This window comes from Longimicrobium sp. (assembly GCA_036387335.1).
GTDB lineage: Bacteria > Gemmatimonadota > Gemmatimonadetes > Longimicrobiales > Longimicrobiaceae > Longimicrobium.
Genome location: DASVTZ010000172.1, coordinates 1 through 17,650, shown reverse-complemented (window position 1 = coordinate 17,650; position 17,650 = coordinate 1). Strand labels below are relative to the sequence as shown.

The following is a 17,650-nucleotide window of genomic DNA, read 5'->3' as shown; positions in this document are numbered from 1 at the left end:
ACTACAGCAGAGATGAGCTCCGCGACCGCTGAGAAGACCCCGCCGTCCGACGCACTGGCCATACGCTGCCGGGGCCTGCACAAGAGGTTCGGCGAAACGGTGGCGGTGAAGGCGCTGGACCTGGACGTGCGCCAGGGCGAGTGCCTGGGGCTGCTGGGGCCGAACGGGGCGGGGAAGACCACCACCATCGAGATCCTGGAAGGGCTGCAGGAGCGCGACGGCGGCGAGGTGGAGATCCTGGGGATGGCGTGGGAGCGCGAGCCGCAGCGCATCCGCGAGCGGCTGGGAGTGCAGCTGCAGGAGAGCGAGTTCCCCGACCGCGCCACGGCCGAGGAGATCGTGCGCCTCTTTCGCTCCTTCTATCCGCAGGGGCCATCGGTGGACGAGCTGATGGGCTTCGTGCAATTGGAGGAGAAGCGCGCCACGCAGGTGCGCCACCTTTCTGGCGGGCAGCGGCAGCGCCTCTCGGTGGCGTGCGCGCTCGCCGGCGACCCCGCGATCCTCTTCCTGGACGAGCCCACCACCGGCCTCGATCCGCAGTCGCGCCGCCAGTTGTGGGACGTGTGCGAGGCGTTCAAGGGGCGCGGCGGCACCATCCTCCTCACCACGCACTTCATGGACGAGGCGGAGTACCTGGCCGACCGCATCGCCATCCTGGACCATGGCGAGACGATCGCGGAGGGCACTCCCGCCGAGCTGATCCACGGCCTGGGCGGCGCGCACGTCATCGAGTTCGCCACCACCGCGCCGCCCGCCGAGGACGCCTTGCGCGCCCTTCCCGGCGTCACCCGCCTCCGCCGCCGCGGCGACTCCATCCTCCTCACCGTGGACGAGCCGCACCTTTCTCTTCCGCCCCTCCTCGCCCTCGTGGCCGCGGAGGGCGGACAGCTGACGGCCCTCACCACCCACCGCGCCACCCTCGACGACGTGTTCCTCTCCCTCACCGGCCGCGACCTGCGCGAGGATTGACCAGAGCATAGGCGGGTGCAAATCAGACGCATCGCGGGCTTCCTTGACGATCGTTCCCGTGGATGTAAGTTTCACTCTGGTTCCCTAATGCAACCGGAGTGTCGCCATGCCCAGCCTGACCATCAAAGGAATACCTGTCGAGGTCCTGCAGCGCCTTCGCCATAGTGCAGAGGAGCACCGCCGCAGTCTCAACAGTGAAGTGCTCTATCGGCTGGAGCGCTCGATCGGGAGCGAACCTATAGATCCTGAGGTATTCATTGCACGGGTTCGCCGGCTCCAGGAGCGTACGAAGCTCCCGCCGCTAACGGATGAGATATTGGAGGAAGCAATGAATTACGGGCGCCCGTGATCGTCGCCGATTCCAATCTCGTCGCGTACCTGCTGATCGAGGGCGATCAGACCTCCACGGCGCAGGCCGTGCTGAAGCGCGATCCCATCTGGGCGGCTCCTCTGCTCTGGAGGAGCGAGTTCCGTAACGTGCTCGCGCTTTACCTTCGGCAGAAGCACCTCACGCTCGCGGATGCCCTCCAGTACGTACAGGAAGCTGAAGCGTTGCTCCACGGCAACGAGTATCAGGTAGAATCCGCTCCAGTGCTCCGCCTCGCGGAACAGTCGGAGTGCAGCGCCTATGACTGCGAGTTCGTCCACCTGGCCCAGGAGCTGAGCTTGCCGCTGGTCACCTCAGACAAGCGCGTGCTGCGCGCATTCCCGACGGTTGCAGTCTCGATGCAGGACTTCATCGCTTGAGGTTGGGATGAGCACCGGGAGCGTTTCGCGCAACGCGGCGCGAACCTCCAGCCTGCGGCCGTGTTCCGCCGTGGGTGAGGACGTTGCGCGCGTGTCGGGTTGCCGCTTATGACGCCCCCCGCCGTGCCCGAGCGCCTGAGCCCGTTGCGCGAGCTGATGCTGGCGCGCATCCGCTCGTTCCTGCGCGAGCCTGAGGCGCTGTTCTGGACGTTCGTGTTCCCCATCCTGATGGCGGTGGGGCTGGGGATCGCGTTCCGGGAGCAGCCGGTGCAGCGGGCGGCCGTGGGGGTGGAGCGGGGGAGCGCGGCGGAGCGCTATCTGCCCGCGCTGCGGCGCGCGCGGGAGGTGGAGGTGCGCGTGCTCGATTCCGCCCAGGCCGAGCGGGCGCTGCGGCGCGGCGAGGTGGCGGTGGTGCTCGCCGGCAGGGACGCGGTCGTCTTCCGCTACGATCCGGGGCGCGAGGAGAGCCGCGTGGCCCGCCTGCTGGCCGACGACGCGCTGCAGCGGGGTGCCGGCGCGCCGCGGCCCGTCGCCACGCGCGACGACGGGGTGCGGACGCCGGGCGGGCGCTACATCGACTGGGTGATCCCCGGGCTGATCGGGCTGAACCTGATGAGCACGGGGATGTGGGGGCTCGGCTTCGGGCTGGTGCAGATGCGGCAGAAGAAGCAGCTCAAGCGCCTCGTCTCCACCCCCATGCGCCGCGGCGACTTCCTCGCGGCGCAGATGGCGGCGCGGCTCTGCTTCCTCTTCCTCGAGGTGCCGCCGCTGGTGATCTTTGCGTGGCTGGCGTTCGGGGTGAGGCCGCAGGGGTCGGTCCTGCTGCTGGCGGCGCTCGTCTTCCTTGGGGCGCTCACCTTCGCGGGGATCGGGCTGCTGGCGGCGTCGCGGGCGCGCACCATCGAGGGGGTGAGCGGGGTGCTGAACGTGGTGATGCTCCCCATGTTCGTGCTTTCGGGGGTGTTCTTCTCCGCGTCGCGCTACCCGGCGGCGCTGCAGCCCGTCATCCAGGCGCTTCCGCTCACGGCGCTCAACGATGCCCTGCGCGCCGTCTACAACGAGGGGCAGGGGCTGGCGGCCGTTGCGCCCGAGGCGGCGATCCTGCTGGCGTGGACCGCCGGCGCCTTTCTCCTGGCGCTGAAGACGTTCCGCTGGCAGTAGCCTGTCAGAAACCGGCGGGCGCCGCGCGTTGCACCGGGTCCGCGCTTTCCGCCTTCCCCGCAACGTCGAGGACCCGTCATGCGTCCCATCCCCTTTCCGCGCATCCTGGCGCTCCTGGCCCTGCTCCTCGCCGCGCGGCCACTGGCGGCGCAGACGGTCCAGGGCGAGCTGGTGGATGCCGCGCGCAGGCCGCTGGGTGGCGCCATGGTGGTGCTGCTGGATGCGGACGGGAAGGTGCGAGGCCGCGTTCTGACGGACGAGGCCGGCCGCTTTACCCTGCGGGCTCCGGGAGCCGGGAGCTACCGGCTGCGTGCGGAGCGGATCGGCTTCCAGGCCACCGAGTCGCCCGCGCTCGCGCTGGCCGCCGGCGAGACGCGGCAGTACCGCATGGAAGGGACGACGAGCGCCGTGACGCTGGAGGCGGTGACGGCCGGGGCGCGCCGCCGCTGCGAAGTGCGTCCCGAGGAAGGGACCGCCACCGCCGCGGTGTGGAACGAGGCGCGCAAGGCGCTGGACGCCGCCGCGTACCTCCAGGAGCGGCAGTCGCTGCGCTTCCGCGTGGACCAGTACACGCGCGACCTCACCGTAAGCGACCTGCGCGTGCTGGCGGAGGACCGCAAGGCGTCGACGTCGGTGGGGCCGCACCCGTTCCGCAGCCTCCCCGCGGAGCAGCTGGGGCGCGACGGCTACGTGCAGACCACGCCGCAGGGCACCTTTTACCACGCGCCGGACGCGCAGGCGCTCCTCTCCGATGCCTTTTTGGACGGCCACTGCTTCCGTATGGTTCCGGGGGAGGGGGAGAACGCCGCGCGCGTGGGGATCGCCTTCCAGCCCGTGGGGGGGCGCCGCCTTCCCGACGTGGCCGGGGTGCTGTGGGTGGACCGCGCCACCCGCGAGCTGAGCCACATGGAGTACCGCTACGAGAACCTGGAGCCCGGCGCCGGGAGCGACAAGCTGGGCGGGCGCGTGGAGTTCGGGCGCAGCCCGGGCGGCGGGTGGATCGTGCAGCGCTGGTGGGTGCGCGTCCCCGCGATGTCGGTGGACCAGAGCATGCGCGCCACCGGGAATTCCGGGATGGCGGTGGAGCGCCGCGCGCGCCTTACCGGAATCCGCGAGCAGGGGGGCGAGGTCAGCGCCGTCTTCGCGGCGGACGGCCGGCCGCTGGAGCGCGCGCCCGTACGCCTGGCGCTCACCGGGCGCGTGGCCGACCACACGGGCGCACCGCTGGCCGGCGCGCAAGTCTTCATCTCGGGCACCAGCCACGAGGCGGTGGCCGACTCCGCGGGCGAGTTCGTGATCGCGGGGCTCCCGGCGGGGGAGTACACCGTCTCCTTCGCCCACCCGCGGCTGGAGGCGCTGGAGGTGATCCCGCCGCAGCAGCGCGTCACGGTTGCGGCGGACGGCACCGCGCCGGCCCCGGTGCTCCTGGCATCGGCGGCGCCGGGCGCACGCCGCGCCGCGCGCCGCACCGACACCCTGCGCGTCGCGAGGGCGGACACCGCGGAAGAGCCGGTGATCGTGGAAGGGGTGACGGCGCGTGCCCCGCGCGGCTTCGGCGGCTTCTACGACCGCATGGCTGGGCGCGGCGTGACGTCGGGGCACTTCATCACCCGCAGCCGCATCGAGCAGCTCAGGATCCGCGGCCTTACCGACCTCCTCGCCACCGTCCCTTCGCTGGTGGTGAGCAACGGCAAGGTATACCTGCGCGGCATGCTGATAGGATCGGACAACACGAGCATCATGGGCGTGGACCCGGCGAAGCGCCGCCGTGCCGACCCCGAGTCGAGCGAGCCGATGCCGGTGACGCCGGGGTGCTTTCCCACGGTGTACGTGGATGGGCGGCGCTTCGGGGAGCAGGGGGACTTCAGCCTGGACTACATCAAGGCGCAGGAGGTGGAGGGGATCGAAGTGTACGCCCGTGACGCGCTGGCCCCGCCGCAGTTCCGGCACCGGGGGAACGAGTGCGGGGTAATCCTGATCTGGACGCGCTATCAGTGATGGGTAGGGCCAAGTGCCAAGTGCCAAGTGCCAAGTGCCAAGTGCCAAGTGCCAAGTGCCAAGCGCTGCCGTGCAGTTCGGCAGTAGGCACTTAGAAGTTAGGACTTAGGACTTAGGACTTAGGACTTAGGACTTAGGACTTAGGACTTAGGACTTAGGACTTAGGACTCGCGCTGTCACAGCGGCGGCCCGTCACTCGTTTACCACCCGCTGACGCACCGCGCGGCGGCCGGGCCGGGCTCCCCCTCGCCGCCCGGCCCTGCGCGGCGCCCAACTTCCACGCGATGCCGGGCCGACCCCTGTGCACCCCCTGCCATCCCTCTCCACCCACGGTGTGGCGGGCCCGCCACGGCGAGGCGCGAAGTTGAGCGCGCCGGAGGCCGGCGCGGACTACGACGCCCTCTTCCGGCGGGTGTACCCGTCGCTCTTCCGCTACCTGCAACGCCTTACGGGCGACACGGATGCGGCGGACGACATGGCCCAGGAGGCGTTCGTGCGCCTGCTGGGCCGCAAGCTGCCCGAAGACGAGGCCCGGCTCTGGCTCTTTACCGTGGCCACGAACCTCTTTCGCGACCGCACGCGCATGTCCAAGCGGCGCGAGCGGATCCTGACCGCCAACCCCTGGCGGCCGGCGGCCCTTCCCGGGCCTGAAGAGCTGCTGGAGCGCTCGCGCGCGGTGGACGGCGTGCGGCGTGCACTGGACCAGATCGCCCCCCGCGACCGGCAGATGCTGCTGATGCGCGAGGAGGGCTTCCGATACGACGAGATCGCGCAGGCGGCGGGGGTCGCGCCGGGCTCGGTGGGCACCCTGCTCGCCCGGGCCGCGCGGCGCTTCGCGGCGGTATACGAGAGACACGAGGAAAAGGACGATGAAGCACTTGGATGAGGGCACCCTCCAGGCACTCGCCGACGGCGAGCTGGCCGGCGGCGAGCGGCGCGCGGCGGATGCCCACCTTGCCGGCTGCGGCGCGTGCGCCGTGGAGCTGGCGTCCCTTCGCGCGGACCACGCCACGCTGGGCGCCGCGCTCGCCCGCGCCGACGTGGCGCCCCCCACCGCCGCCGCGCAGATGTCGCTGCGGCGCAGGCGTGCCGCGGCGCAGTGGGCCGGCGAGGGGCGGCGGGCGCTGCTCCGCGCCGCCATGCTCCTGGTGGCGCTGGGCGGGGTCGCCTTCGCGGCCGTCCCCGGCTCTCCGCTGCGCGAGTGGATCGCGGGCGATTCCCCCGCCGCCCCGGCCCGCAGCGAGCTCCCCGCGCTGAAGCCGAATGCGGCGCCGGCCCCCACCGTGCCCGCTCCCGCGGCCGGCGTCTCCATCCTGCCGGACGGCGGTGCGGTGCGCGTGGTGCTGAACGGCGCCGCGCCGGGTCTGGTGGTCCACGCCCGGCTCACCAGCGGCGAGCTGGTGGAGGTCTCGGCGAGCGGCGCGGCGGCGGGTGCCCGCTTCCGCACGGCGCCGGGCCGCATCGAGGTGCTGGATGCCGGCGCGGGCGAGATTCGCATCGCCCTTCCCCGCGGCGCCGATGCGGCCGTGGTGGAGGTGGACGGCCGCGTTTACGTGGCCAAGGAAGGCGCCGAGCTGCGGGTGTCGCCCCCGGGCGCCCCCTCCGCCACCGCCCCGGAGGCCGAGTTCCGCGTGGAAGGCTGACGCGGTCCTCCCCGTGTTCCTCCACTTTGCGCTCGCCCTGGCCGTGGCCTCCGCCCCGGCCGACACCGTCCCCACGGGGGCGGTGCGCGGCGTGGTGCAGAGCGACCGCAGCGGGCTTCCCGTAGCGATGGCGGTGGTGGAGGTGCGCAGCGGCGCGGCCCCACCGGCCGCGCGCTCCATCACCGACAGCACCGGCGCCTACGAGCTCCGCGGCATAGCGCCGGGGCGCCACACCCTGCGCGTCCACCACCTGGAGCACACGCCGCTGGAGATGGAGGTGCTGGTCCCCGGCGGCGGTGTGGTGACGCTGGACCTCGCCCTCCGCTACCGCCCCCTGGCGCTGGACACGGTGCGCGCCCGCCGCCCCGGCGAGATCCGCATGGGCGACACGGTGGCGGCCGAGCGGCACGAGGTGGCGTGGGTGGACTCGCGCGCGCTGGAGGAAGGACCGGGGCTGGACAAGGCCCTCGCCACCACCCCGGACGGAAGCGACCCGGCCGATCCCGGGGAGGTGTTCCACGTCCGCGGCTCGGCGGCGGACCTCAAGCTGGTGCTGCTGGACGGAGCGCCGGTGTACGCGCCCTTCCACATGGGCGGGCTGATGGATGCGTTCGAGCCCGGCGTCCTCCGCTCGGCGCGCCTCTACCTGGGAGGCGCCCCGGCGCGGTTCGACGGCGGGCTCAGCTACGTGATGGACCTGGCCACCCGCGGCGGCAACCCGGAGCGCCACTCGCTGGCCGGCTCGGTGGACGTGGTGAGCTCGCGCGGGGTGCTGGAGGGCCCGCTCCCCCGCGGCGCCACCTACCTGGCGAGCGGCCGGCTGGTGCACGGCGCCTGGATGCGGGGGCTGGAGGGCGACGACTTCCCGTACCGCTACAAGGACGGCGTGGCGCGCGTGGACGTGCCGCTGGCCGGCGGGGTGCTGCGCGCCACCGGCTTCGCCAACGAGGAGGGCGCCACCGCCGACCGCGACCGCAGCTTCGCCGGGTGGCGGAACGTGGCCGGCTCCGTACGCTACCGCGGCGGCTGGCTGGGGGAGGACGGCGAGCTGACGGTGGCCGGCGGGGGCTTCACGGCGGCGCTGCGTCACTATGGAATCCACGTCCTGGCTCAGCGCGGCCTCACGGAGCGCGCGCGCGTGGCCCTGGACCTGGGGCGCTCCGCGGGGCCGGTACGCCTGCGCTACGGCGCCGCGTACGAGTACACGCGCGTGCGCTACGAGGTGGACGAGGCGGCGCTGGGATGGGCCCCGCTGGTGCGCACCCACACGTACGGCGGCGCGACGGCCGCGTACGTGGACGCCACATGGCAGCCGAGCGCGCGGGTGAGCCTGCGCGGCGGCGTGCGCGGCGACTCGTACCGCTACTCGCCGCGCACCACCCTTTCGCCGCGCGGCTCCATCACCTGGCTGGTGGGCGACCGCGCGGCGCTCACGCTGGCGGCCGGGCGCTACCACCAGTACGTGCGCACCCGCACCTTCAGCGACGGCGATCCACCGCCCTCCTTCGCGGATTCGGTGCGGCGGAACGTGGCCTCGGAGCTGGTGGTGGCGTCGGCCAACCACGTCTCCGTGGGGCTGGACCAGGAGCTCTCGGATGGGGTGCGGCTGGGGGTCGAAGGCTTCTACAAGCGCTTCCGCGACGTCCCCACGCTTCCCGGCAAGGCCGCGTACAACTCGGGGATGGAGCTGTGGGTGCGCCGCGGCACGGGCCGGCTGACGGGGTGGATCGGCTACACGCTCACCTGGGCGTGGTCGCTGGAGGACGACGGCCTTTCCGCGGACGACATCGTGGGGCGGCAGGTGCTGAGCGCGGGCCTCGCCACTCCATTGGGCCGTGCGGCGAAGCTCAGCGCGCGCTTCCAGTACGGCTCCGGGCTCTCCGCATCGCGCATTCTCCCCGGCACCGCGGATCGGTCCGCGTTCCAGCCCGAGTCGCAGAACGCCCTGGCCACCGCCTCCGAGCCGCTCCTGGCCGTCCCCAGCGAGGAGCCGTACCTGCGCCTGGACGCGGAGCTCTCGCGCACCTGGACGCCGCTGCTTGCCGGTCGCCGCACGGAGCTGACCCCCTACTTCCGCGTGATCAACGCGCTGGACCAGCGCGAGCCCCTCTTCTACCAGCCCGGCCCCGACGGCGAAGACTCGCGCACCGCCGTCGGCGGGTTCCCCATCCTTCCCGTGCTGGGGCTGACGTTCCGGTTTTAGGCGCCTGAACAACGAGTCTCACGCGGAGGCCCGGCGGCCGCGTAGAGCGGCTCGCGGGAGACGCACAGAGGCACGGAGAGAGCTTTCTCTGTGCCTCTGTGACGTTCTCCCGGAGGGTCACTCGCCGGCGGCGGTCCGCCTTCCGGCCTTTTCCACTTCGGTGATGGTATGGGTGCCGACGAGATACGAGCGCGCACCGTGCCCCGGCCAATCGGGGATCGTCACGTTCAGACCGTAGACACGGTCGGAGCGCTCGAAGCGGGTGGAGACCACCAGTGTGTCACCGACGGCGACTCCCAGCGAGTCGAGGCGCGGCCAGGGGAGGTCGGCCTGGCCGCGGATGATGCGGTTGACGTTATGAGGATCGCGAGCATCCAGGTAGCGGAGCCTGTCCAGGAGGTACTCGCGAACCGGGATACCGGGGAGGGGCTCCGCGGTGCGGACCACCACGCGCTCTCTGGCCAGCCCCGTTTCGGACGGACGCGGGCCGAGGAGCCCTTCGCCACAGGCGGCGAGCGCCAGCGCCGCCGCGGCCCATCCCGCGAGCCGGAGCGGCAGCCGCGCGGGGCGGCTGCCGGTCCCATCCACCGATGCACGAGTGCCGCTGCATCGAAGTTCCATCACGTACCCTCCGTCAGCGGAAGTAGACGTACTTCCAGGTCGGGACCGATGCCTCGTCCGCGTCGATCTGCGAGTTGGTCACGCTCCCCGCCGCCCACTGCGGGAAGTATACTCCGTTGGCGAACGTCCCCGAGGTGCTGCCTGGCGCGTTCACGAAGTCGCGAACCCTGCGGCTCCACTCCTTCCAGTCCCAGCGGTCCCAGAACCAGTGGCCCCGGAAGTACTCGTACTTTGCCTGGCGCCCCACGTAGTTGTTGTGGTAGTCCATCGTCCTGCCGGCGTGCGAGTTGTTGCCGAACCACTCGCGGCCGTCCATGATCGCCCACGAGCCGGCCGCCGAGCAGTAGCGCCGCAGGTACATGCTGATGTAGATGTGCCGGAACGCATCGGCACGGTCGTCGCCCCCGGCGAACCCCGGGTAGTATTCCGCCTGCTTGCCCTCTGCGCGGTGCTTGCCGAGGAGCACGTGGATGGCGCAGTGCACGAGCGACGGCCCGATCACCCATACCGCCGGAATGATGCTCTGGGTGGTAACCCCGCCGGCGCCGCCGAACCCCTGGCTGGCAGTCGCGCGAATCATGTCGTCGCGGCTGGCCGCTTTGCCGGCGCTCGCCGGCTGCACCCAGGTGTTGTTCGGGTCGGCAAGCGACTCGTAGTAGTACAGCGTTTCCGTCTCGTCGCCCTCGGTCTGCAGGCTGTCTACGTACTCCTGCACGGTGGGGATGTAGGTGTCGCTGACCACGAACTCGGTGGAGCCGGTCCAGCTCTGGTCGGTCGCGGGCTCGAGGCCGCCACCGCTGATCCCGCCACCACTGCCACCACCACCGCCGCCGCCGCCGCCGCCGCCGGGGCACGTGGTGGGCTCGGACCCCGGCTCCGGCTGCATGGGCTCGAGCTCATAGTCGCAGCTCAGGGTCCCCACCAGCCCGTCGCCGCCGGCGCGGCGCAGGTCGCGCTCGTACGCCGCCCACGCCGCGCGGTTCCGGCTGGCCTCGGCCAGGATGTCCGTCATCATCCCGTCGTACCCCTTCGTCGGGTACAGCTTGCGAAGGCGCTTCTCCACGTATTTCTGGAAGTCCTTGTCCGTCTCGATGCTGACGTGGCGGGTCTCCGGGTGCAGATGGGCGTACTCCCGGTAGACGATGTACATGACCGACGCGGGGTACGTAGGCGTGCTCGTCTCGAGCTTGGGCGGGGCGAGCGGCGCGCGGGCTGCGGCGCGGGCGCGCGACGCCGTGGGGGCCGGCGACGGGCTGTCGACCACGCTGTCGCACGCGGCCACGATGAGGGGGAGCGCGACCAGGGCGCAGACCGACGCCCATTTGGAACGCCGGACGGGGGATGGAACGGACTGATGCACGATCATTACAACTCCTGGGGGTGGTACGGGGAACCGCGGGAAGGGCGGCTAGGGAGGCACAGCGCAAGGCACCGGGCGGTTCGCACACAAGTAGACGGGAAATCTATTTATCGCGTCGCGCAGCAAACTCCTCGGCCGGACGAAACAAGCTTATACACACTTTCTTCAGCGCGCAAGCTCCGACTTGAATAGAATGTCTCCCTTAGGGTGGGCTGCGGCGGTTGTGTGCCGCAGCCGTGCCAAAGCCCGCCCAACCCACTACATTGGCCGCCCGATGGAAGGAACCGACGTACCCGAGAACCGAAGCCTGCATGAGCACGACGAATCCGGCGGCCACGGGCGCCGCCCCGGCAGTCACCGTGGACGGCCTCTGCGCCCACCTCGGCAACCTGCAGCGCGCCGACAGGGGCGTGCTGTGCGACTTCGCGCGCCTCTTCTTCGCCAAGGTGCCGCGCTCCATCGCCGAAGAGCGCTCGCCTGAAGAGCTGGCAGCGATGACCGTGGGCGCCTGGGAGTTCCTCCTCCGCTCGCGGCCCGACCAGGTGAACGTCGAGCTGGTCGATCCTGGCGAGGAGGGGTGGCCCGCTCCCGTCACCGCCATCCGCGCGGAGGTGGGGGACAGGCCGTTCATCGTGGACACCATCCGCGAGTACCTCAACGCGGAGAACATCCCCATCCTGCACTACATCTACCCCGTGCTGCGCGTGGAGCGCGACGGCGCCGGGGCGATCGTGGCGGTGGGGGCGGGCGCGGGCGGCGGGCCCGGTTCGCTGGAGGCGCTGGTGCACTGCGAGGTCCCGCACGTGGCGCGTCCGGAGCGGCGCGCCGAGATCCGCGACGAGGTCGCACGCCGCCTGACCGACGTGGTGAAGGCCACGCGCGACTTCAACGCCATGCTGTCGGCGGTGGACGCGGCCACGGCCGCCGTGGAGGGCTACGCCGCGCGCGACGGCGAGCACACGGACGAGTACCGCGAGTACGTGGACTTCCTGCGCTGGATCCGCGAGGGCAACTTCGTCTTCCTCGGCTTCCGCGGCTACGATGTGCACGACGAGCGCCTCTCCGTGGACGCCGGCTCCGGGCTCGGCATCCTGGCCGACTCGGAGTCGTCCGCGTACGCCGCGCCCAGGCCGCTGGCAGAGCTCTCCGACGAGTTGCGCGCGCGCGTGGTGGGCGGGCCGCTGCTGGTGGTGAGCAAGGCCAACCGCGAGAGCACGGTGCACCGCCGCGCGCGGATGGACTACATCGGCGTGAAGAAGCTGGACGACGCGGGGAAGATCGTGGGCGAGTGGCGCTTCCTGGGGCTCTTCACCTCGCAGGCGTACTCGCAGAGCCCTTCCGAGGTCCCCGTGCTGCGGTTGAAGCTGCGCCGCATCCTGGAGGCGAGCGGCACGCGCCCCGGCTCGCACGACTACAAGGAGATCATCTCCATCGTGGCGTCGATGCCCAAGGAAGAGCTCTTCCAGGCATCGGCCGAGCAGCTCCACGACGAGGTCAACGCGGTCCTCGGGCAGCTCTTCAGCAACGAAGTGCGCGTCGTGCTGCGTCCCGATCCGCTGCGCACCGAGGTCGCCGCCATGGTGATCCTCCCCCGCGGCCGCTACAGCGCCGACATGCGCGCGCAGATCGGAACGCTCCTTTCGGAGCGGCTGGGAGGCACGGTGCGCTCGCACCACGTCGCCTTCTCCTCGGGCGACCAGGCGCGCCTCCACATCTACCTCTCGCTGCACGCCGATGCCGCGCCGGTGGAAGCGCCGACCGAGCGGCAGCTGGAGCGCGATCTGAACGTCCTGCTGCGCACCTGGGCGGATCGGCTGGAGGAGTCGCTCGCGGGTGTGGTGGAGCCCGGCGAGGCGCGGCGGCTGGCCACGGCCTACGCGGCCCGCTTCGGCGAGGAGTATCGCGCCGCCAGCATTCCCGCGGCGGCGGTGCACGACGTGATGGAGCTGGAGGGGATGCGCGCCCGCGGCGAGACGGTGGGCCTCGCCATCCGTCAGCCGGTGGAAGGAGAGACGGTGAGCCCCGGCGCCACCGTCCTCAAGCTGTACCTGCAGGACGAGCGGCTCGTCCTTTCCGACTTCATGCCCATCCTGGAAGACACTGGGGTGCGCGTGCTGGAAGTGGACACCTTTGAGCTCCTGCACCCCGGCGAGCCCACGCTGCGCGTCTACTCCTTCAACGTGCAGACGCGCGACGGCGAGCCGATCCCCGACGACCTGGCCCCCGCGCTGGCGGAGTGCCTCCTCGCCGCCCGCGCCGGCGACGCGCCGCGCGATCCCTTCAATGCGCTGATCCTGCGCGCCGGCCTGCGCTGGCGCCAGGCGGACGTGCTGCGCACCTACGCCAATTACGCGTCGCAGATCGGCGCGGTGCCCTCGCGGCTGGCGCCGGTGCGCGCCCTCTCCGCGCATCCGCGCATCGCCCGCCTGCTGGTGGATGCCTTCGAGACGCGCTTCGACCCCGCCCGCACCGGCCGCGACGAGGCGCAGGAGACCATCCACGGCGAGCTGGTCCGCGAGCTGGAGGGGGTCACCTCGCTGGCGGACGACCGCGCGCTGCGGCGGCTGATGAACCTGATCGACGCCACCGTCCGCACCAACTACTTCCGCCACGGCGCGGCCACCCCCACGGGGCGCAGCGGCGGCGTGCCGTACGTCTCCATCAAGGTGCGCAACGCGGACGTCGAGGAGCTGAAGAAGAGCCGGCTCCTCTACGAGATCTACGTGCACTCGTCGCGCATGGAGGGGGTGCACCTGCGCGGCGCATCCGTGTCGCGCGGCGGCATCCGCTGGAGCGACCGGCCGGACGACTTCCGCACCGAAGTGCTGGGGCTGGTGCTGACGCAGGTGGTCAAGAACGCCACCATCGTCCCCAGCGGCTCCAAGGGCGGCTTCATCACCAAGCGCGTTTTCACCGAGCGCGATGCGCAGATGGAGGAGGCGCGCCAGCAGTACATGACGCTGATGCGCGGCCTGCTGGACCTCACCGACAACATCGTCGAGGGGAAGGTGGTGCCGCCCCAGGACGTGGTGCGCCACGACGGCGACGACCCGTACCTGGTGGTGGCCGCGGACAAGGGCACGGCGCACCTTTCGGACACGGCAAACGCGGTGGCGGCGGAGTACGGCTTCTGGCTGGGCGACGCCTTCGCCAGCGGCGGGAGCCACGGCTACGACCACAAGCGCGAGGGGATCACCGCCCGCGGCGCGTGGGAGTGCGTCAAGCGCCACTTCCGCGAGATGGGCAAGGACATCCAGCGCACGCCCTTCACCGTGGCCGGGGTGGGCGACATGAGCGGCGACGTCTTCGGCAACGGAATGCTCCTTTCCGAGCAGATCCGCCTGCTGGCCGCCTTCGACCACCGCCACGTCTTCATCGACCCCAGCCCCGATCCGGCGGCGTCGTTCGCGGAGCGGAAGCGGATGTTCGCCCTGCCGCGCTCGTCGTGGGAGGACTACGACCGCGCCCTCTGGTCGCCGGGCGCCATGCTCGTTCCGCGCGCCTCCAAGGAGGTCGTGCTGACCCCCGAAGCCCGGCGTGCGCTCGGCATCCCCGAGAGCGTGGATCGGCTGGACGGCGAAGGCCTCGTGCGCGCGGTGCTCACCGCGCCCGTGGAGCTGCTGTGGAACGGCGGCATCGGCACCTACGTCAAGGACGCCGAGGAGACCCACGCCGACGCGGGCGACACCACCAACGATCCGGTGCGGGTGGACGCGCAGGAGCTCCGCTGCCAGGTGGTGGGAGAGGGCGGCAACCTCGGCTTCACGCAGCGCGCGCGCATCTCGGCCGCACTCAAGGGGGTGCGGCTCAACACCGACGCGCTGGACAACTCGGCCGGCGTGGACATGAGCGACCACGAGGTCAACCTCAAGATCCTCCTCAACCGCGTGGTCGAAGGAGGCGGGCTGACGTTGGAAGGCCGCAACGAGCTCCTCGCTTCCATGACGGACCAGGTGAGCGAGCTGGTGCTGCGCAACAACATCGGCCAGTCGCTCGCCGTGTCGCTGGACCAGACGCGCTCAAAGGATGCGCTGGACGACTTCGCGGCGCTGATCGGCCAGCTCGAGCGCGACCGCCGCCTCGACCGCGAGCAGGAGGGGATTCCCGCGCCGGAGGAGATCCGCGAGCGGGCGCGCGAGGGGCTGGGGCTCACGCGTCCCACGCTGAGCGTGCTGCTGGCGCACTCCAAGCTGTACGCCAAGGCGCAGCTCCTGGAGAGCGACGTCCTGGACGATCCGGCGATGGACAGCTACCTCGTCCACTACTTCCCGCCGGCCGCCGTGGAAGCCGCGGGGGAGTCGCTGGTGCACGCCCACCAGCTCCGCCGCGAGATCGTGGCGACGGAGCTGGTGAACGACCTGGGGAACCTGATGGGCTCCTCGTTCCTCCACCGCGTCTCGCGCGACTCGGGGGTGGAGATCCCGCGGGTGGTGCGCGCATGGCTGGTCGCGTCGCGCATCGCCGGCGCGCCGGAGATCCGCACCGACCTCGCGACGCTGGAAGGGCGCTTCCCTTCGGAGACGGTGTACCGCTGGCTCAGCGGCCTGGCGCGCGTGCTGGAGGCGACCACGCACTGGGTCCTCGCCAACACCGCGCCGGACACGCCCACCCCCGCCCTGATCGACGAGGGGCGCGCGGGGCTGGCGACGCTGCGAGGTTCCTTTGCGCGCTTCGTGGCGGGCGAGGACCGGAGCCTCTTCCTCTCGCGCCTGGGCGAGCTGCAGGACCTGGGAGTCGATCGCACGATGGCGGAGCGGCTCATCACGCTGCGCTTCCTCCCGCAGCTCCTGGAGATCGTCGCCGCCGCCCGCGCCGCGGGCACGGAGACGCTGCGCACCGCCGAGGCCTACTACCTGGTCTCGGAGCGCGTCGGCACCGCGCGCCTGCGCGAGAGCCTGCGCACCGCCGCCGGCGACGACCCCTGGGACCGCCGCCACGCCCAGGCCCTGGCCGACGACGTCGCCGCCGCGCAACGCCGCCTGGTCGCCGAAACGCAGGCGCGCGCCGACGGGGCCTCTCCCGCCGCCGCACTCGCCGCGCTGGAGGAGGAGCGGGGCCGCGAGATGGCCGCCCTCCGCGAGCTCCTCGCCGAGCTGCGGCCCGACTCGCCGCTGTCGGCCCACGCACTCGCCGTGCGGCTGCTGACGGCGGTGGCGCCGGGAGGGTGAGTGCGTGAGTGCGTAAGTGCGGTTGTCGTCCTCACTCAGCATGGCGAAGTCTTCTTGCTGGTGGGGTGGCCGCTTCGGCGCTCGCGCTAGGTAAGTAGATTGACGAAGGTTCGAGCGGTCTTAGATTGGCTGGACAAATGGACTGGGAAACCCCGGTTGGCGCTGGGCTCTGGCTGTAAGCCGGGGCCCTTCGCTCGTTCGGAGGCGGAATACAGAGGTCCGGCGCTCGTGCGCCGGACCCCTGCTTTCATGCTGGCTGATACCCTAGAAGCAACGACCTCCGCCGCACCCGCCGCGGTGCCCTCGCGGCGACGACCTGCCCGAGCCCCAGGTATCCCGCCACCCGCCATGCCACCAGCAGGAGGAGCTGGAGCAGGATGATGCGCCCGTCGAACTGCCAGGTCGCGATGCCGGAGAGGATCAGGTTGAGGTTGAGGAGCACGGCGCCGACGGCTGCGGGAACCAGCAGGAGCCCGCTGAAGAACGCGGCGGCCACCAGCAGCTCCGTAAGCGGAATGGCGGCGGAGAGAATGCGGTCCGCGCCGGAGTCGATCAGCGCCTGCGCGATGTGGCGGTACGCGGCAAAGGGTGCCGGCGTCTGCCCGCGTGCGACCGCGTCCAGCAGCCCATGGAGCGGATTGCCGGTGAGCCACCCTCCACGGACCTTGGCGACCCCGAATTGGAGCCACACCGACCCCAGATAGATGCGCACCCCCAGCCAGAGCGGCGATGCCAGTCGGCTGGCGAAGAGCCAGCGCGCGGCGTGCGCGATGCGAGAGCGGAGTGCGTTCATGGTCCTTTCTCCCGTGCGGTGGAAGCGGTTGACCTTCCTCCGCAGGATACCCCGCCCGCTCGGCCCTCACAGTAGGCAAAGCTACCGAACTTCCGCCCTCCGCCCGCTGATCTTCACGCGCTCGCCCTCCTGACACCGCGTGGGGCAACGGCGTAACCGTGGGGCGTAAGGAGCGCGCAGCGCGCGCTCTGAACCACCGCGCGAACCCGGTTTCTGAATGTCCGTGTTTTATGCTTGTCCACGAGACACTGTGCCGAATAGCTTGGCGGCCGAGCCACTTAGAGGGCCACACCAGCATCCCGACAGGCAAAGCAATGAAGCGCTATCCGATCGTTGTCGAAGAGACGGAGACTGGATTCTCCGCATACTCGCCCGATCTGCCAGGCTGCATCAGCACCGGTGCGACGCGGGGCGAGGTCGAAGCGAACATGCACGAAGCGGTGGAGTTCCACATCGAGGATCTGCGCCTGGACGGCCTGCCGGTGCCGGAGCCCTCGAACGAAACGCCTATGTCGAGGTAGCCGCTTAGGGATCAGATCCGCGCGAGCAGTGGCACGAGCAGCTCCGGCTCAGGCTCGGTGGTCGCCCTCCACAGCGGACAGACGACCATCGCGTCGTAGTTCCGCTAGGAGAGCGGGTATTTCAGAGAGATCGATCCGGTCGAGGATCTTGTGCCGCTCCGCCGTATAGTCGCCGCTTCCTGGTTTGAGCTGCTGCAGGAACCGGATCATTCCCGACGGGCCCAACTCACGCGCGAGCGCCTCCATAACTCTGGACAGGATTCCATCCGCGGTTTCTTTCATTGGAGCAGCCATCGCAATGCTACCTCCTTCAGCCGGTGAGCGGGTGATTCCTTCCCCAAATTACAATGCAGCGCACGAAAAAACAGCCGTATCGTTAGTGCGCACCAGATGCGCCAACTGCATGGCGCAGCGTGCCTTACGGTCACGTAAAAAGAGCGGGCGCGCCGGGGAAGCCCCCGGCGCG

14 protein-coding genes are annotated in these 17,650 nt (G+C 71.0%); 10 read left to right on the top strand and 4 right to left on the bottom strand.

The window, feature by feature from the left end; genetic code table 11:
* Nucleotides 1-12: 12 nt before the first annotated feature.
* The 8 genes from VF647_16620 (at nt 13) to VF647_16585 (ending at nt 8,721) form a co-directional block, all read left to right on the top strand.
* A complete protein-coding gene (locus VF647_16620) occupies nt 13-969 on the top strand; it encodes an ABC transporter ATP-binding protein (protein ID HEX8453728.1) in 957 nt (318 codons plus the stop codon).
* A 106-nt stretch (nt 970-1,075) separates the two neighbouring features.
* A complete protein-coding gene (locus tag VF647_16615; protein ID HEX8453727.1) occupies nt 1,076-1,318 on the top strand; it encodes an Arc family DNA-binding protein in 243 nt (80 codons plus the stop codon).
* Nucleotides 1,315-1,716: a type II toxin-antitoxin system VapC family toxin gene (locus VF647_16610; GenBank protein HEX8453726.1), complete on the top strand. Its 402-nt coding sequence runs from the start codon at nt 1,315-1,317 to the stop codon at nt 1,714-1,716. The genes VF647_16615 and VF647_16610 overlap by 4 nt, the downstream gene beginning before the upstream one ends.
* 123 nt (nt 1,717-1,839) lie before the next feature.
* Nucleotides 1,840-2,877, top strand: a complete 1,038-nt coding sequence (locus tag VF647_16605) for an ABC transporter permease (protein ID HEX8453725.1) — start codon at nt 1,840-1,842, stop codon at nt 2,875-2,877.
* 78 nt (nt 2,878-2,955) lie between these two features.
* On the top strand, nt 2,956-4,875 hold the full coding sequence (locus VF647_16600) for a carboxypeptidase regulatory-like domain-containing protein (GenBank protein HEX8453724.1): 1,920 nt from the start codon (nt 2,956-2,958) through the stop codon (nt 4,873-4,875).
* A gap of 364 nt (nt 4,876-5,239) precedes the next feature.
* Complete coding sequence (locus tag VF647_16595; GenBank protein HEX8453723.1) at nt 5,240-5,761, top strand: sigma-70 family RNA polymerase sigma factor; 522 nt, start codon at nt 5,240-5,242, stop codon at nt 5,759-5,761.
* Nucleotides 5,745-6,518, top strand: coding sequence for a zf-HC2 domain-containing protein (locus VF647_16590; GenBank protein ID HEX8453722.1), 774 nt, complete (start codon nt 5,745-5,747; stop codon nt 6,516-6,518). Before VF647_16595 ends, VF647_16590 begins: the two co-directional genes overlap by 17 nt.
* 13 nt (nt 6,519-6,531) lie before the next feature.
* Nucleotides 6,532-8,721, top strand: a complete 2,190-nt coding sequence (locus VF647_16585) for a TonB-dependent receptor (GenBank protein HEX8453721.1) — start codon at nt 6,532-6,534, stop codon at nt 8,719-8,721.
* 117 nt (nt 8,722-8,838) lie between these two features.
* On the opposite strand, the gene VF647_16580 is transcribed toward VF647_16585, so the two are convergent.
* Together VF647_16580 and VF647_16575 are read right to left on the bottom strand one after the other, a co-directional pair.
* Nucleotides 8,839-9,342 (bottom strand): hypothetical protein, encoded by a 504-nt coding sequence (locus tag VF647_16580; protein HEX8453720.1) that lies wholly within the window; start codon nt 9,340-9,342, stop codon nt 8,839-8,841.
* Nucleotides 9,343-9,355: 13 nt separating this feature from the next.
* Nucleotides 9,356-10,708 carry a hypothetical protein gene (locus VF647_16575; protein HEX8453719.1) on the bottom strand — a complete coding sequence of 451 codons (1,353 nt, stop codon included), beginning with the start codon at nt 10,706-10,708 and terminating at the stop codon, nt 9,356-9,358.
* A gap of 305 nt (nt 10,709-11,013) precedes the next feature.
* Between VF647_16575 and VF647_16570 the strand changes: the two genes are divergently transcribed.
* Nucleotides 11,014-15,870: an NAD-glutamate dehydrogenase domain-containing protein gene (locus VF647_16570; GenBank protein ID HEX8453718.1), complete on the top strand. Its 4,857-nt coding sequence runs from the start codon at nt 11,014-11,016 to the stop codon at nt 15,868-15,870.
* A gap of 247 nt (nt 15,871-16,117) precedes the next feature.
* On the opposite strand, the gene VF647_16565 is transcribed toward VF647_16570, so the two are convergent.
* On the bottom strand, nt 16,118-16,663 hold the full coding sequence (locus VF647_16565) for a hypothetical protein (GenBank protein HEX8453717.1): 546 nt from the start codon (nt 16,661-16,663) through the stop codon (nt 16,118-16,120).
* A 314-nt stretch (nt 16,664-16,977) separates the two neighbouring features.
* On the opposite strand from VF647_16565, the gene VF647_16560 reads away from it, so the two are divergent.
* Nucleotides 16,978-17,184 (top strand): type II toxin-antitoxin system HicB family antitoxin, encoded by a 207-nt coding sequence (locus tag VF647_16560; protein ID HEX8453716.1) that lies wholly within the window; start codon nt 16,978-16,980, stop codon nt 17,182-17,184.
* A gap of 48 nt (nt 17,185-17,232) precedes the next feature.
* Here VF647_16560 and VF647_16555 read toward each other — a convergent pair whose 3' ends face one another.
* Complete coding sequence (locus VF647_16555; GenBank protein ID HEX8453715.1) at nt 17,233-17,466, bottom strand: hypothetical protein; 234 nt, start codon at nt 17,464-17,466, stop codon at nt 17,233-17,235.
* Nucleotides 17,467-17,650 lie beyond the last annotated feature (184 nt).